Raw genomic sequence first — 16,054 nt, 5'->3', positions numbered from 1 at the left:
ATTCGCGAGTTGCGCCGTGTCCCTGCGAAGGATCTGCTGCCGAATCCAAAAAACTGGAGGCGACATCCGAAGCTACAGGTCGACGCACTACGCGGGCTTCTTGATGAGATCGGCTATGCCGACGCCTTGCTCGTCCGCGAGTTACCCGACGGTAAGCTCATGCTCATCGATGGTCACCTCCGCGCGGAGACGACGCCGGACGCACAAGTTCCAGTTCTTGTGCTCGATCTCGATGAAAAGGAATCCGACAAGCTTTTGCTGACGTTAGATCCGCTGGCTGCAATGGCGGAGTCGGACGCCGAGCGGATCACGGCGCTTCTACAGACCGTCCGGACCGACAGCGAAGCCGTCGAAAGCCTCCTGAGACGTACCGCCGGGGAACAGGTATGGCGGATTATTCACCCTGAAGACACGTTCGAGCCCCCGGCGCAGTTCGACCAGGCCGCCGAGCTGCAGAAAAAGTGGGGCACTAGCACAGGTCAACTCTGGCAGATCAGCGACCATCGCCTCTTGTGCGGCGATTCGACCAACGCCGAGGACGTGATGCGGCTGATGAACGGCGAGCGGGCGGGTCTCTTCGCAACAGATCCGCCGTATGCGGTCGGCTATACCGGGGGTTCGCACCCCCAGAGCTGGGCCAACGGGGGCGCCTCAAATCGGGACAAGGACTGGTCGGCCCAATACGTCGAAGCAAAGAGCGCCGACGTGAAGAACAGCGAGGAGGCCGGCGTCGAGCTCTATCGCGGCTTCATCAATATGGCTATCAAGCATGCGATCAAGCGGGATGCGGCCTGGTATTGCTGGCACGCGAGCAAGCGCCACGCGATGGTGGAGAGTGTCTGGACCGAGTTCGGCGCTTTCGTGCATCAACAGATAATTTGGGTTAAGACCCGGGCGGTGCTGACCTACTCGGTTTATCTCTGGCAGCACGAACCATGCTTGTTCGGCTGGATCAGGGGTGAGAAGCCAAAGGTATTCCGAACGGAGGTCAGCAAGCGGGCGGGGGAGTTTCCGACCACCGTTTGGAATGTCCCAAGCTCCGAGGTCGAGACCGACGCTCATCCCACATCAAAGCCCTGCAGACTCTTTGCGCTGCCAATGGAACTGCATACCGGTGTCGGCGATGTCTGCTACGAACCATTCGCCGGTAGCGGCTCGCAACTGGTCGCCGCGCAGCAGATGGGACGCCGATGTTATGCGATTGAAAAGTCACCGCCGTTCGTCGCGGTAGTCCTGGAGCGAATGGCCGCCCTCGGTCTCAAGCCGGAGCTCGCGGATCATCGATGAAGCGCCATCCGAATGGAACCTGGCGGGGTGCGAGACAGCCGGTGGTCGTGTCAGAAGCGGTTCTGAGGGCTCGATGGGTCGAGGCCGAGACGATTCACCTCAAGCGCATGGGGCTATCTTTCGATGCGATCGCCGAACAGATCACCCGCGTCGGGCGTCGCCAGGCACAGGCGATCGTGACGATCGCCGACGGCGTGACGTTCCCGCCTGACTTTCAGATCTCTCGGCAGGCCTGCCACAAAGCATTCAAGAAGGCGGTGGCGCGGGAGCCATCGCTCGCGGTGAGGGAGTCCCGCAAGCTCGATTCCGCCCGCTGCGAGGAAATGTTTTTAAATCTGCAGCCCGGAATCCGCAAGGGCAACCCGCGTTCGATCGAAGCGGGAGTCAAAGTTCTGCGCCACACGGCACAAATCAATGGCTACGCCGCACCGCAGCGGCACAAGCTGACTGCTAAAGACCGCGGCCCCGTTACTATCCTTGACTTTCTAAAGCTCCTTAAGGGTAAAATTCCGGATGGGCCTAGCATCGAGGTTCAGGCTACGCCAGTGGTTGATACGCCGCCGATAGCTATAGAGCCGCCGGCGTATAGCGCGGCCGATGTTGAACTAGCGCGCACCATTCTGGCGACGAAACCAAGGGATGAGGCGCAAGATGGCTTATGACAGACAGTAGCGCCGCCGAACTCGAAATCATCGCGTCGATTCGCAACCCAGTCAAGTTCGCTGCGGAGAAGCCCCAGCCCCAATCGGATGACTTTTCATTCCCGCTGATGTACTTTCTCTCCGACGTTGGTAATCACGCTTCTCTCTCCAGAGAATAGTTCTCGTTTATGGGAATAGACGACAAAAGAAGCAGCGAAGCGATGCGGTGAGTAGCTTTCTCGGGATTCGTTCCGCATCGCCTCGAGATACCACGTAGGCCCGAGTTGTCCGCTTTTCCGCTTAACATTCTCTTTATGAGTAGAACAATTAAGAATGGGGTACAGATTTCAGGCTCGGCTCTCTACGAACCAGAATTCGATACTTATCGCAAGGATGGCGACGTCAGTTCTATGAGGTATCACAACATCTATGGCACAACATCCCATCTCGTGATTGCCTACGATGAGAAAAACAAACGATACCGCGGAGAGCGGTTTTTCGCGCAGTTGACAATGCCCGGTCTTGCAAATGGTGAACGCTGCAAATTCAGCCAGGAGAAGCAGGAAGCTTATCGCCGTTGAACCGGAGCGCGCAGCATTTGCAGGCTTCGCCGAGATGAAACTCGAGGGTCCCCTGCCCTCGTCGCGCGACTTTCACTGACCGCACGCTCGGACGCCCGGCGGCGAATTCAGGAGTAGGGCACAATCATGATGAAGGAATTGCCTTTATCCAAGGTCTACCAGTTGCTCGAACCCGGTCCGGTGGTCCTGCTCACGACTGCCCGCAAGGGCCGCGCCAATGTTATGACGATGTCCTGGCATATGATGGTCGAATTTGAGCCGCCGCTGGTGGCCTGCATTGTCAGCAGCGCCAATCACAGCTTTGCCGCCCTGCGGTCAACCGGCGAATGCGTGATCGCCGTGCCAGCGCTGGAACTGGCGCCCAAAGTCGTGAAAGTTGGGAACTGCTCGGGGCGCGACCTCGACAAGTTTATGGCGTTCGGACTAACGCCGATACCGGCCGCACGGGTTGCGCCGCCTCTGGTGGCCGAATGTTTTGCCAATCTTGAATGCAAGGTGGCCGACACCAGCCTCGTGAAGAGATACAACCTCTTCGTCCTCGAAGTGCTCAAGGCCTGGAGAGATCCGGCACAGAAGAATCCTAAGACCATCCACCATCAGGGATACGGCAAGTTCATCGTCGATGGCGAGACGATCAAGCTGAAGTCGAGGATGCGATAGTGGTCGCCGCAAAGCGTACTCTCACGGGGCACCGCGCTCGGCCGCCGTCAGGAAGGGATAATCGGTGTATCCGGCGGCGGCGCCGCCGAAGAAGGTCGCTCGATCGGGAACGTTCAACCGGGCGCCCATACGCAGGCGGTCCACGAGGTCCGGATTGGCGATGTAGAGTCGGCGGAAGGCGATGAAGTCGGCCAGATTGCGGCGGCGTGCTTTCCGGGCCAAGTCCAAATCATAGCCGTTATTCGCGATGTAGAGGCCTCTGAACGACCGCCGCACGATCTGGAGATCGAATCCGCCTGGAACCTCACGTGGACCCTGCGTTAGACCAGCACGGCGCGCCCCTTAGCCGAGCGATCGAGTCTTTTCAGTGAATCCATTTCAATTCTCCGTGTCGAGCACGCAACGTGACGATTGTCGAGCTATCACATCCAGTGTTAGTTGAGGTAGCTGAGGGCCAGTCTTACTCACGATGAACAGGGAGAAAATTACCCGGTGACGAACAACGAACAGGAACGCGACGCGTGGCTCGCGCAAGTCAGTGAGGCTGCACTCGAGCCGGAACTGCCGATAGTCGATCCGCATCATCACCTGTGGGACCATCCCGGCAGCCGCTACATGCTCGATGAGATAGTCCGTGACACGGCGTCGGGGCATCGCGTGCTCGCGACGGTGTTCGTCGAATGCCTTTCGATGTATCGCGCGGACGGCCCGGAGCCGATGCGGCCAGTCGGCGAGACCGAGTTCGTCAACGGCATCGCGGCCCAAAGCGCGAGCGGGCAATATGGCGAAACGCGGGTCGCGGCGGGAATTGTGGGCTTTGCGGATTTGACCTTGGGAGCCGCGGTCGAACCGGTATTGCAGGCGCATATCGCCGCCGCACCGGCGCGTTTTCGTGGCATCCGGCACGCGGGGGGCTTCGACGCGAGTCCAGAGGTGAGGAATTCGCATACCAACCCGCCCGCGGATTTGTACGAATCGGCGCGTTTCCGCGAAGGCTTTGCCAGGTTGCGCGGCTTGGGTCTCAGCTTCGAGGCGTGGCAGTACCATCCGCAGATGCCGGCGGTGATCGAGCTTGCAAGAGCGTTCCCGGATACGACGATCGTGCTCGATCACTTCGGCGGCCCGCTGGGAATCGGTCCTTACGAAGGCCGGCGCGCGGAGATACTCGGCGAATGGAAGAAGAACATCGCGGAACTCGCGCGATGTCCAAATGTCGTGGCCAAGCTCGGTGGAATCAACATGCCGGTGAATGGATTCGGCTGGCATCGCAGGCCGTCGCCGCCGAACTCGGACGCTCTCGTGGCGGCGACGCGGGACTACTATCTCCACACAATCGATCAGTTTGGACCGCGACGATGCATGTTTGAGAGCAACTTCCCGGTGGACCGGGTTTCATGCTCGTACGTCGTGCTGTGGAACGCGTTCAAGAAGATCGCGGCGGGTTTCACGAGGGACGAAAAAACACAGCTATTCCAGCGCACCGCGTCGCAGCTCTATCGCTTAACGCTCACGCCCAAGGCACCGAGCCAGGCGCCGGCGCGGTAATTCGGGCGCCGTGGCGACGGGGGCCGCCGAGCTTGCCAGCATTGCCTGGAAACTCGTCGATTACGCGCCGATTGAATTGGTTAAATTCCGCCAGGTGATTACCGGCGACCTTTATCTAGACGTTGATGGTGCTCATGTCGTTATAACGTGCGCCGGCGGCAAAGCCCTTGGGCGCGACTTCCTCGATGCGGGCAAGATCGCTTTTCGACAGCTGGCATTTGGCCGCCGCAAGATTCTCTTCGAGATAGGTACGACGCTTGGTGCCAGGAATCGGGACCATGTCGTGGCCCTGCGCGAGCACCCACGCGAGCGCGAGCTGACTCGGCGTAATTCCCTTGTCGCGGGCGATTTCCTTGATGCGATCGACGACCTTGAGATTCCTTTGTATATTCTCGGCGTCGAAACGCGGCGAGATTCTGCGGCGCATATCGTCGGCGGGCAACTCGCGAATGTTTCCGCTGAGGAAGCCGCGACCGAGCGGGCTGAACGGGACAAATCCAATGCCGAGCTCGCGCAGAGTCGGAATCACCTGGTCTTCGTAGTCGCGGGTCCAGAGCGAGTATTCCGACTGTAGAGCGCTGATGGGATGCGTCGCGTGCGCGCGGCGAATCGTATTGGCGCCAGCCTCCGACAGGCCCAGGTAGCGAACTTTTCCTTTGCGCACCAGTTCGGCCATCGCGCCGACGGTCTCCTCGATCGGCACCTTCTTGTCGACGCGATGCTGGTAGTAGAGATCGATGTGATCGACACCGAGGCGCTTGAGCGACGCGTCGCAGGCGGAGCGCACGTATTCGGGTCTGCCGTTGATCGCGCGCTTGCCGTCGGGCAGGACCTGGTTGGCAAACTTGGTCGCGATAATCACGCGGTCGCGGTATTTCTTCAGCGCTTTGCCGACCAGCTCCTCGTTGTGGCCCACGCCGTAAACGTCGGCGGTGTCGAAGAAATTGATCCCAAGCTCGACGGCGCGCTCAAGCGTCGCGATGGATTCGATGTCGTCGCGCGGGCCGTAAAACTGCGACATCCCCATGCATCCCAGGCCCAGCTCCGATACTTCGAGTCCCTGCGCACCAAGTTTTCGCTTTTCCATGACCGAGGTCCCTCACGCTCATATTGACATAGCGGAATAGTGCGGGAGATCGAAAGCGCCGTCACTTTGCTTGCGCAAAACTCCGACGATCACGCACCACAGGGCATTATGAGCAGCGACAGGTTTCCAGTAATCGGGCAAGTTCGGTGGCTGATGGCGGTAGCGCCACTACTTTTGAACCACGCAGTGGACTCTTGCGCGAACCTCGAGATGCCAAGTCCTTTGCCTTGCGATCCAACGCAGAGATCAGTTGATCCATAGATGCTCACGCTACCCGGTTCTCCAACTGGGGATCAAATGGATTCTTAGTGCTTGGTGTTGCTCGCCAATTTCCAGCCAATCATGAGTAGAGTCGGTCATTTTTTGACCTGCCCCGCAAAACTAGGACGACGGTTCGAAGGCGGCGATTTCTGCTGATCCGCCCCGCGAAACTACTACCACCAGGAGTTGAGAAATCGACCTGGCGTGGTCGGTTAGCGCCGGTGTTTCCGGCAGTTTGAAACCTCCAGTAGCTCAACTGAGACCCTCTTGCAAACCGTCCGAAGACGCGGTCGCCGCCGCGGTTTGCCAAGCGTTGGCGAACTCCTCCGGGGTGCTGTCGCCGAGTGCGCTGTGCGGACGGACCCGGTTGTAGTCCTGCCGCCATCGCTCGAGCTTGTCGCGCGCATCCGCCACGCTAAAGAATACCTGTACGTTCAAACATTCATCGCGCAGCCGACCGTTGAACGACTCGATGTATCCGTTCTCGGTGGGCCGGCCGGGCCGGATGAAGTCAAGTTGGACCCCGTGCTGGTATGCCCACACGTCCATCGCCTTGCTCTGAAACTCGGTGCCATTGTCGACTGTAATCGAGACCGGCGCGCCGCGTTCGGCGACGATCTCGGAGAGCGCCAATGCTACCTTCTGGCTGGTTAGCGAACTGTCGACCAGCAATGCCAGGCACTCTCGGGTGAACTGGTCGACCATGGTCAGCACGCGGAACCAGCGGCCGTCGAGCAGCCGGTTGCTGACGAAGTCCATGCTCAGGCGCTCGTGCGGTCGAGTCGCCCTTTGGAGTGGAACTCGTTGGCGCCGTGCGATTTTCCTTCGTAGCTTGGTTCGCACTGCCAATCCGTCCTCCGTGTATAGCCGGTAGATGCGCTTGGCGTTCACGGCCCAGCCCTCCCGCCTGAGCAGCACCGTCAGACGCCGGTAGCCGAAACGCACCCGGCTGGCGGCCAGTTCCCGCAGCCGCATCCTCAATGCTGTCTGCGGGTCCCTGCGACTCCGATAACGCAGCGTTGCCAGTTGGATCGGCAACAGCCTCGACACCCTACGCTCGCTCACCACAAAGGCGGCTTGCGTCCAGCGCCCCAACTCGCGCCGGTGACGAGGCCTTACAGCTTTTTTCGGACGATCTCCTGCAGCATGTGCCGGTCCAGCGACAGATCCGCCACCAGCCGCTTGAGCTTCGCGTTCTCCCCGCGCAGTTGCCTGAGCTCGCGCAGCTCGCTCAGTCCCAAGCCTGCGTACTCCTTCTTCCACACGTAGTACGTGGCTTCGCTGATGCCGTGCTCGCGGCACAGCTCGCTTACCCTAGTGCCGCCTTCCGCCTGGTGCAGCGCCCGCAGAATCTGCTCTTCCGTGTGACCTCGCTTCGACATCCTGGTCCTCCTTCCTCGTGCTCAGAGGACCACACCAAACGCCAATGCCTCAACTTATCGCTGTCCTAGTTTTCGGGTTTTGGGTCACCCTGTTTCTTTCGGCTTCAAAACGGCGGCGACCTGGGGTGTAGCTCGAGATTCTTTAATTTTCCCGACGAGGCGCAAGAGGCCGTCAAGGATTGTCACAGGGTGTGGCGGGCAGCCAGGAACGTAAAGGTCCACCGGAACGATGCTGTCTGAGCCGTTGAGAACCTCGGGATGATCGCGAAATGGACCGCCTGAAATTGCACAAGCGCCCACCGCGATTACAATTTTCGGGTAGGGCACGGCTTGGTAGGTCTTCTCAAGGGCCAGGCGCATGTTCTGAGTGACGGCACCGGTAATCAGAAGTCCATCTGCATGGCGTGGGGACGCCACAAACTGAATGCCGAATCTGCCGAGGTCGAACACTACGGTATTCAGAACATTTACGTCAGCCTCGCATCCGTTGCATCCACCGGCGCTGACCTGTCGAAGTTTGAGAGACCGGCCAAGGATCCGGTGGGTCTGTTCAGCTAGACGACCCGCTAGTTGCAGCGTTTCTCCTTCGGTCAAGACCAAATCATTCCGATTGCTGGCCGCGAGTTGATATTGCGAAGTGAAACGGATCGCTCCTTCGGGACATGCGTTGGCACACTCGGGGCAGAACAGACAGCGACCGAGATCGATCTGCAAATCTCCGTTGCTGGTAATTGCATCTGTCGGGCAAGCATCCGCGCAACTCGTGCAACCGGAAGGACATCGTGCCTGATCCAGCATGGGCAGACCGCGGAATCGCTCCGGTAGAACCGGTTCGGTCTCGGGAAATGACAACGTGCGTTTGCCCTGACGCAGTCGAGTGAGTATCAAGCTCGGCACTGGCTATCCTCAGAGATCGTGACCGCAATAGGAGAGGTTGAAGCTCTTGTTGCACAGAGGAAAATCGGAGATTTGCTGATTGCGCATTGCTATCGCCAATCCCATCCAATTGTGGAACGAGGGATCGACTATCTTATAACGTGCGAAGCGCCCGTCTGCGTCAGTGATCGCGACGTGGCAAATTTCTCCGCGCCATCCCTCGACCAAAGACACTACAAGATGATCGCCGAGTAGCGGCCCTGCCGGCGACAGTATAGGTCCGTCGGGCACGGAGGCGAACTGCTCTCCCAGGAATGCGCCCGAATGCTGAATTTCAAGCCATCGCAACCAGGCCCGCGCAAAGACGTCCCCGCTAGGCCACTTGGATATAGGTATCTGCGCGAATCTGAAGATGCCGCTGGGAAAGTCTTGTCTGATGTCTCGCTCAACCCCGCAGGCGCGCGCCGCGGGACCAACCAGCCCAAGCGCCTCGCATGTTTCTCGCGTTATCGTCCCGGTGTGCTCGAAACGCGCTTGGACCGATGCTGCGCTCCATAGCAGTGCGAGCGCGTCCTCGACATCCTTCAAGGCCGCTTCCAACCGCTGCTGTAGCTCGGCGACAAGAGGCTTACCCACATCGAATCCGACCCCGCCAGGTCTGATCAACCCCCGGCCGAAGCGGCTTCCGCATAGTGCCGCCGTTAAGTTGAGGAAGTCTCCACGAATGCGGCCGCAATACGCTGCGGTCGGGAGATACCCGACATCTCCCGCCAGCGCGCCTAGGTCGCCGGTATGGTTTGCAAGACGCTCGAGCTCCAGCGCTACCCCACGCAGCACTTGCGCCCGGGCTGGAATCGCAGCACCGCCCAAGGCTTCGATTGCTTCACAATACGCAGTCGAATGTCCTATCGAGGTATCACCGCATAGCGTTTCCACCAGATGGATTGTTCGCTTGCCGGGTCCTCCCACGAGTGCCCGTTCGACCCCCCGATGCTGGTAGCCAAGCGATATCTCCAGATGAAAAACATCCTCACCATGACATTGGAAACGGAAATGGCCGGGTTCGATGATTCCCGCATGCACGGGGCCTACCGCGACTTCGTGAACCTCGGGTCCGGCCATCGCGAAGAAATCAGTTACACCCGGAACTGGTGCTGAAGATAAGCTGTTGCCAGACCTATAGGGCGCGTGAAATCGAATCGGCTTCAGCCAAGGATGCCCTTCCGGACGAACCTGCCACTGCTCGGCGATTTCACGCTCGAACCAATGAGCTTGCGGGCATTCGAGCGTCAGGCATGGGTACGACTGGTCGACTTTGGTGCTGAGGATCGAGAGGCTATTCGTCACCGAATCAGCCACGACGGCGATCAGTCGAACATGGCCATTCTCGCCAGGCATCCCGAACAGCGCTGCCAGGCTGCAGGTACTGCTCACCGCGGAGAGAATCGCGGTTCTGAACTCGGCAATCGAAAGATTGGGAATCTCTCGAAGCGGAATTGCTTCGCCAGTGTGAAATGATGAAAGCGGAGTCACCATTTCAACGCTGACCAAGCAGGCGCGCGGCTTCATGGATTGTCCGACTCAGGGCCGGAGGAACGTAGATGCCCATTAGCAGAATTGCAGCGCCGAGTATCGCCGGGACTGCGCTCAGCGCAACACCTCGGCCTGCCGGGACAATGATATCTTCGCGCGGAGTTCCCTGTGCCATTTCAAGCACGGGCGTAGCCATTCCCGCCAGAATGATCGCCAACAGAATCAGATAAGTAATCGCGACGAAAGACCGGCCCTGATCCAGCGCGGCTTTCAGGATCGTGAATTCACTCAGGAACGGGCCGAATGGCGGCGAGCCTGTGATCGCAAGAAAGCCTAACACCCACAGCAGTCCGGATACCGGCAAGACCTGCAAAGCTCCGGAGACATTTTTCGCAGTCTTCGTATGGTAAACAGCCAGCAGGTTGCCAGCGACCATGAACAGCATCACCTTGGTCAGCGAATGATTGATCACATGGAGCATCGATCCGAACAGCCCTGCACCACCCAGTCCCACGCCCACCGCCAGGATGCCCATATGCTCGACGCTCGAGTATGCAAGCATGCGCTTGTAGTCAACCTGGCCGGTGATGAATATGGCAGCTACCGCCATCGAGAGCAGGCCGAAAACGAGCAGCAGCCGCTGGCTGAAATCAACTAGACCGCTCGCGACACAGATTTGATGGATTCTGAGAATCCCGAGAAACGCACAATTGAGCAGAGCGCCGGAAAGCAACGCCGACGCCACTGAAGGCGCCTCGCTGTGGGCGTTGGGCAGCCAGGTGTGAAACGGGGCGAGCCCCATCTTGGTGCCGTAGCCGACCAGCATGAGCACAAACGCCGCTTTCAGCCAGAGAGGATTCAAGTGCGGCGCGTCAGAAAGCAGATCTTTCAGAACCAAAGAGACGGCGGCGGTCCCGGGACTAGTCGCAGCTACCGCAAGGAAGAAAATCCCCAGCAGCGCCAACGCGATCCCAACCGAGCAAATCAGCAGATATTTCCACGTCGCCTCAAGTGAGCGATGATGCCGATGGAAGTAAATCAGTGGAGCACTGGCCAGGGTGGTTGCCTCGACCGCCACCCAAAGAAGTCCCAGATGCTGGCTCAGGGTGACCAGAGTCATCGCGGCAAGAAAGAGAAGGAGACAACCCGTGAAGCTCGCCTCGCGTGCGTTTGAAAAAAGAAACCCTTCCTCGAAATCCGAGTGCGACTCACCGCGCTCTCCGCGCAGGTAAGCAACCGCGTAAAAGCTTGATGCCAGGAAGAGTAGACTGGTGAGCGTCAGGAACAGCCGCCCCAGTGCGTCTTCGGCCAGCCAACCGCTAAGAGCGGGCGCAGGCGGCAGTATCCAGGTTGCAACGCTCAATGCGAATTGCACGAGCGCAGTGGACACAAGAAGCCCGCGGCGGAGCGGATCTGACCCGATGAAGAATGCCGCCGCACCCGCCAGTGCCGGAATCAATATCACTAACAGGATCATGGGACCCGGTCGGAAAGAGTTACGAGCCGGCCGGTATCAATATGATCAAACTGGCGACTGATATGAAATATCGCGATGCCCATCACGAACACTCCAACAAAGACGTCAAGCAGAATACCCAGTTCCACGAGGATGGGCATTTCCAACGCAACTGCGGCCCCAAATGCATACACGCCGTTCTCCAGAGTCAGGTAGCCTAGCACCTGGGTAATTGCCTTGCGCCGTGTGATTAGCAGTACAAGGCCCACCAGGCACGTGAAGAACGCCGCGGGCACCAACAAGAACGAAGTGGGTTGGTTGGGAAGGGGCAGGCGCTGACCCAGCCACAGCGAAACCCCAAGTGCTACCGCTCCGATAATCACCGATAGGTTGTAGCCGATGACCGGCTCGATCTCGCGGACGGTGTCAGCGTCGCGCATGGCTCGAACTATTAGCCACGGCAGTATGAAACCCTTGACCGCGGCGCTGGTAAGCGGAAGCAGCACGCCAACAACGGATGGGTGTCCATCCTGCGCGGCGATGGCCAGGAGACCTAGCAGTATTCCCTGAATTGCAACGGCGCGGATACAGGCGACGAGCCGGCTCGATGCCAGCAGCAGAAAGCCGGTTAGCACCAGGAAGACCAGAATTGCGTTTACCAACTGGTTCATCTCTTCATCTTCGAACCAGCGCCAGAGCCAGACCGGACAGCACGATGGCGGCGACCAACAGTTGCGTTATGCGAAGCAGCCGCAAACGCGCCATCGAAGATTCGATGATCCCGGTTACTACCGCCAGACCGAACATCCCGGCGATCGCGCAGCCGCCGTCGAGCAAAGGGTTGCCCGAATGCCAGGGGACGGCGATCGCGATTATGACTGCGCCCAGCAGCCACATTTTGAGCGCCGCTGCGTACTGGATCATCGCGAAATCAGGACCGCTGTGGTCGAGCACCATAACCTCATGAATCATGGTCAACTCGAGATGCGTGGTGGGATCGTCCACAGGGATACGAGCATTCTCCGCAAGAAACACGACACCCAGACCCGCAATAGTCAGACCCAGCGCCGGCGCGGCCCGCATCCACATGGCGGTAGAAACCGATCCGAGCATGGAAGTAAGCGAAAGAGTTCCAGTCTGCCGGGCCAACGCAGCCAATCCCAGAAAGAGGGCGGGTTCGGCGAGCGCTGAGAATGTGACTTCGCGGCTGGCGCCCATTGCTTCAAAGCTGGAACCGGTATCGAGCGCGGCGAGGACCGTGAAGAACCGGGCCAGCGCCAAAAGATATGCGGCCATCACGAGGTCGCCCGCGAATGGCGCAAGCGCCGGAAAAGCTCCGAAAGGAAGTAGCGCTATGGCGCAGATCATGGCCGCAAGACCCACTACTGGTCCCGCCCGGAAGACCCACGTAGTCGTCTGGCTATATACGGCGCCTTTTCGTAGCAGCTTCCAAAGGTCGTGGTAGGTCTGCAAGAGCGGCTGGCCGACACGACCGGCGGCGACGGCCTTGGTGCGATTAATAACTCCCTGAATGAGGGGAGCGAGCACCATCGCAAGCATCAATGGTAATGTCGATCGCAGACTCATGCGTTACGCCAGCTGCCAAAGCAGAAGCAGGAGGAGCGTGACGGCGATATACAATATGTAAAGCTGAACCTGCCCTTGTTGCAGCGGTCGCAGCAGCAACAGGTCGCGGCCGATAGCGCGGAACAGCGGCCGAAAAATGTATTCCTGGTATGGATCGGGAGTCTCCGTGGCAAGACTGGCCTCCTTCGGAAACAAGCCACGCGGCGCAATCACAACGCGGTGTGTCTGCAACAGCAAATCGAAGGTGTCTGTTAAAGGTTGAGCAAACGACGATGCGGTATATTGCATTCGCCGCGACGGTTCGGCATAGCCACAGTCCCAGGTCACATTTGTGGAGACCGATCGTTTGGAAAGTGCGATCGCGCGGCCTATCGCGAGAAGGGTAGCTATTCCGACCAACGCCCCACTGGTAATGCTCACCAACGCAATGGAGTGTGCGGCAGTCGAGAGGCTTGTACGCACGATCGTCGCCGACAGTCCTGTCACTTCCGAAATCAGCGGAGTCATCGAGTACACTACGCTGGCGCCGAGCAGGCCGATCAATATGCATGCGGCCGCCAATACGACCCCGGGGATCACCATGGCAAGCCCGACTTCGTGTGCTTGCTCGGCGTGCTCGCTTCGCGGTTGACCGAGAAAAACGATACCGAAAGCCTTCGTGAAGCAGGCCGCGGCCAAGCCTCCGATCAATGCAAGTCCCCCGATCGTAGCCAGCATCGGCACGCTATTGACGCCATCGAGGGTCAGCGCTCCTTTGAAGCTCGCGAGATAGATCAGAAACTCGCTGATGAAGCCGTTTAGCGGCGGGAGACCTGAAATCGCCGCCGCGCCAATCAGGAAGATCGCGCCGGTACGTGGCATTCGCCGCAGCAGACCTCCGAGGTGGTCGATCTCGCGGGTATGAGCGCTATGCACAACGTTACCAGCGGCTAGAAAGAGCAGCCCCTTGAAAAGCGCGTGGTTCAGGACATGCAACAAGGCGCCGGCGAAACCCATGGCCGCCACTGCCGGGAGGCCCGCGCGCAGTCCGAGTGTTCCCACCCCCAGCCCCAAGGCGATGATGCCTATGTTCTCGACACTGTGGTAGGCAAGCAGGCGCTTAAGGTCATGTTGCGCCAGCGCGAGCAGGACGCCAATGACCCCGGAAGAGAGGCCAATCCCGCACAGTACCCATCCCCACCACGCCTGAGGGGCACCCAGAAGCATCATGACCCGAACCAAGCCATAGATGCCGGTCTTGATCATGACCGCCGACATCACGGCGGAGACGTGACTCGGCGCCGCTGGATGCGCTTCGGGAAGCCATACGTGCAGCGGGATAAAGCCCGCCTTGGTTCCAAATCCGACCAGCGCCAGCACGAACAGAAGTCCGGCACCCGAGGATGCCGAGAACCGATCAAAATCCAAAGACCCGCTTGCTCTGCCGAGCAGTATGAATAGCACGAGCAGAAAAGCAGTGCCGATATGACTGGCGACAAGATATATCCATCCGGCTTGGCGCGTGCTTTCCTTTTCGTCTTCGTAGGTCACCAGGAAGAATGAGGACAGCGCCATCATTTCCCACGCCATCAGGAATAGGACGCCGTTACGAGCGAGAATGACCACGACCATGCTGGCGACGAGCAGATTGAAAAAGAACCACGGCGTGGCAAGCGCCTTCCTGCCGCGGTAGGCCTCCAGATAATCTGCGCCATATATCGCAGCCAGTGCGCACAGCACGAAAACAGGAATCAGAAAGAAGCCCGACAGCGGATCAAGTTCGAGGAAAAGGCTGCCGTAGGGCACATCCCACGCCATCCGGATTGACTGTGACGGTTCACCAAGCACCACGCGCACAGCGGGAACAATTCCGCACAGGCAGCCGATCAGGATTCCGCCTACTCCGCATATCGTCGATCCTCGTCCACGATTTGCGAAGACCAGTGCCCCTATTGCGCCGGCGCCAAAGGACAGTACCGCTATCAGCAGCGTCGACATGATTCAGGCATGATCCTCGGTTTCGATCTGCGGTTCCTTGAACGCGCGCTCCACGCGCTCAAACTGGGCGAGAATTTCGTCGCGCGCCGCCCGGCGTACGAGAGCCGCCTTCAGCTGCGAGTCGTGCAATGCGAATGAAAGACGCGACAGCAGATGAAGGTGCATGCGGGCGGTTGGGCTGATTAGCAGGAAAATAGCGAAGACCGGCTGGCCGTCGAAAGCGCCGAAATCAACCGGCGTCTCGAGAAAGCACAGCGCGATCGCTGGACTGGAGTTGTTCAACAAGATTGGTCTGCGGACGTGAGGGATGGCGATGCCCTCGCCGATCGCGGTTGAACCAAGTGCCTCGCGCGCCAGTAGGAGCTGCGCCAGCGATTCTCGATCGGTGTTTGACGGCAGCGCCAGACTGTTCACGATTGCACTTAGAACTGCCGCCTTATCGTCGCCCTGCAGGCCATAGAAAATGCCACCCGCATCGAGCGCATCGGCCAATCGAGGGACAGAAATTCCGGTAGAAGAGGGAGCTTCGAAGATCTGCGCGGGAATGTCTATTTCGCGCGACGACGTCCGTTCCAGCAGATCGCTGCGATGCAATCGGTACTGATCATTGACCCGGTCGGCTCGCAGGATTCCCCGCTTGATCCAGTCATAGACTTTCTTTTCGGACACCTTTAGCAGTTTCGACACTTCCCTGACGTTCAATTGCATAAGGACCGGTCTCCATCGTGCGGCACGCTGGTTGCGGCCGTAGCTCTGTCCGCGCCGCAAGTTTCAAAGAAGAGTTCAGCCCTTGCCCGGCTTCAGCAGTCGCACCGCGCCGCGGACCGCGTTACGCAAGCGAGGCAGTCATACGTGACAGACCAGGCATTAAGCTGTTTCTGTCGGCAGTTCGCTCCGCTCCGTATCCTACCCAACAAGGTAATTCATGGTATTTCTAAGCAGTTTGACGTAATCTAGCAACCTTGTCAAACATAATCCCTAAAACGACGGAACCTTCTTCCGGATCAACCGAACGGAAGTCATCACGGCGCCACGACAAACATATAGATCGCAACGATGCCTTCGGCGTGATTCCGCAGCAAGCTGCGCCAGGTCGGGGAAGGCGCACCTCGCCTTCGCACCATGTACTTCGCGACGGTCGCTTGGCTGACTTGGATGCCGAGCTTGAGCAGCTCAATGTG

The 16,054-nt window shown here is 59.0% G+C and carries 15 protein-coding genes; 5 read left to right on the top strand and 10 right to left on the bottom strand.

All coding sequences use genetic code 11. The annotated features are described in order from the left end of the window. Positions 1 to 9 precede the first annotated feature (9 nt). The 4 genes from ABR989_RS15875 (at position 10) to ABR989_RS15860 (ending at position 3,169) form a co-directional block, all read left to right on the top strand. Positions 10 to 1,287: a DNA modification methylase gene (locus ABR989_RS15875; protein WP_428130293.1), complete on the top strand. Its 1,278-nt coding sequence runs from the start codon at positions 10 to 12 to the stop codon at positions 1,285 to 1,287. Continuing rightward, positions 1,284 to 1,949 carry a hypothetical protein gene (locus ABR989_RS15870; RefSeq protein ID WP_428130292.1) on the top strand — a complete coding sequence of 222 codons (666 nt, stop codon included), beginning with the start codon at positions 1,284 to 1,286 and terminating at the stop codon, positions 1,947 to 1,949. The genes ABR989_RS15875 and ABR989_RS15870 overlap by 4 nt, the downstream gene beginning before the upstream one ends. Positions 1,950 to 2,242: 293 nt before the next feature. Further along, positions 2,243 to 2,509: a hypothetical protein gene (locus ABR989_RS15865; RefSeq protein WP_428130291.1), complete on the top strand. Its 267-nt coding sequence runs from the start codon at positions 2,243 to 2,245 to the stop codon at positions 2,507 to 2,509. A 129-nt stretch (positions 2,510 to 2,638) separates the two neighbouring features. Then, a complete protein-coding gene (locus ABR989_RS15860; protein WP_428130341.1) occupies positions 2,639 to 3,169 on the top strand; it encodes a flavin reductase family protein in 531 nt (176 codons plus the stop codon). Between the two features lie 21 nt (positions 3,170 to 3,190). Here ABR989_RS15860 and ABR989_RS15855 read toward each other — a convergent pair whose 3' ends face one another. Beyond that, positions 3,191 to 3,391 carry a hypothetical protein gene (locus ABR989_RS15855; RefSeq protein WP_428130290.1) on the bottom strand — a complete coding sequence of 67 codons (201 nt, stop codon included), beginning with the start codon at positions 3,389 to 3,391 and terminating at the stop codon, positions 3,191 to 3,193. Between the two features lie 270 nt (positions 3,392 to 3,661). On the opposite strand from ABR989_RS15855, the gene ABR989_RS15850 reads away from it, so the two are divergent. After that, entirely contained in the window at positions 3,662 to 4,714 is a 1,053-nt protein-coding gene (locus tag ABR989_RS15850) for an amidohydrolase family protein (protein ID WP_428130289.1), read from the top strand. A gap of 115 nt (positions 4,715 to 4,829) precedes the next feature. Here ABR989_RS15850 and ABR989_RS15845 read toward each other — a convergent pair whose 3' ends face one another. From ABR989_RS15845 to ABR989_RS15805, 9 genes are all read right to left on the bottom strand, one after another. Next, positions 4,830 to 5,801, bottom strand: a complete 972-nt coding sequence (locus ABR989_RS15845) for an aldo/keto reductase (RefSeq protein ID WP_428130288.1) — start codon at positions 5,799 to 5,801, stop codon at positions 4,830 to 4,832. 513 nt (positions 5,802 to 6,314) lie between these two features. Next, positions 6,315 to 7,444, bottom strand: a protein-coding gene (locus ABR989_RS15840; protein ID WP_428130287.1) for an IS3 family transposase whose coding sequence is annotated in 2 segments (ribosomal slippage) — positions 6,315 to 7,183 and positions 7,183 to 7,444 — 1,131 coding nt in all. Because the reading frame shifts where the segments join, the coding sequence is not laid out codon by codon here. Positions 7,445 to 7,528: 84 nt separating this feature from the next. After that, positions 7,529 to 8,341, bottom strand: coding sequence for an NADH-quinone oxidoreductase subunit B family protein (locus ABR989_RS15835; protein WP_428130286.1), 813 nt, complete (start codon positions 8,339 to 8,341; stop codon positions 7,529 to 7,531). Positions 8,342 to 8,350: 9 nt separating this feature from the next. After that, a complete protein-coding gene (locus ABR989_RS15830) occupies positions 8,351 to 9,856 on the bottom strand; it encodes a hydrogenase large subunit (RefSeq protein WP_428130340.1) in 1,506 nt (501 codons plus the stop codon). A 1-nt stretch (position 9,857) separates the two neighbouring features. Next, entirely contained in the window at positions 9,858 to 11,330 is a 1,473-nt protein-coding gene (locus ABR989_RS15825; RefSeq protein ID WP_428130285.1) for a proton-conducting transporter transmembrane domain-containing protein, read from the bottom strand. Continuing rightward, the gene (locus ABR989_RS15820) at positions 11,327 to 11,980 is read right to left on the bottom strand and encodes a hydrogenase (protein WP_428130284.1); all 654 of its coding nucleotides are present in this window, start codon (positions 11,978 to 11,980) and stop codon (positions 11,327 to 11,329) included. Before ABR989_RS15820 ends, ABR989_RS15825 begins: the two co-directional genes overlap by 4 nt. Positions 11,981 to 11,984: 4 nt before the next feature. Continuing rightward, on the bottom strand, positions 11,985 to 12,896 hold the full coding sequence (locus ABR989_RS15815; RefSeq protein ID WP_428130283.1) for a respiratory chain complex I subunit 1 family protein: 912 nt from the start codon (positions 12,894 to 12,896) through the stop codon (positions 11,985 to 11,987). A gap of 3 nt (positions 12,897 to 12,899) precedes the next feature. Further along, the gene (locus ABR989_RS15810) at positions 12,900 to 14,873 is read right to left on the bottom strand and encodes a proton-conducting transporter transmembrane domain-containing protein (protein WP_428130282.1); all 1,974 of its coding nucleotides are present in this window, start codon (positions 14,871 to 14,873) and stop codon (positions 12,900 to 12,902) included. Positions 14,874 to 14,876: 3 nt separating this feature from the next. Next, complete coding sequence (locus ABR989_RS15805) at positions 14,877 to 15,581, bottom strand: PTS sugar transporter subunit IIA (protein ID WP_428130281.1); 705 nt, start codon at positions 15,579 to 15,581, stop codon at positions 14,877 to 14,879. Positions 15,582 to 16,054 lie beyond the last annotated feature (473 nt).

Source organism: Binatus soli (SeqCode) (genome assembly GCF_050015535.1).
Taxonomy (GTDB): domain Bacteria; phylum Desulfobacterota; class Binatia; order Binatales; family Binataceae; genus Binatus; species Binatus soli.
Note: the sequence above shows the minus strand (reverse complement) of the source record. Positions and strands in the feature narration are given on the sequence as shown.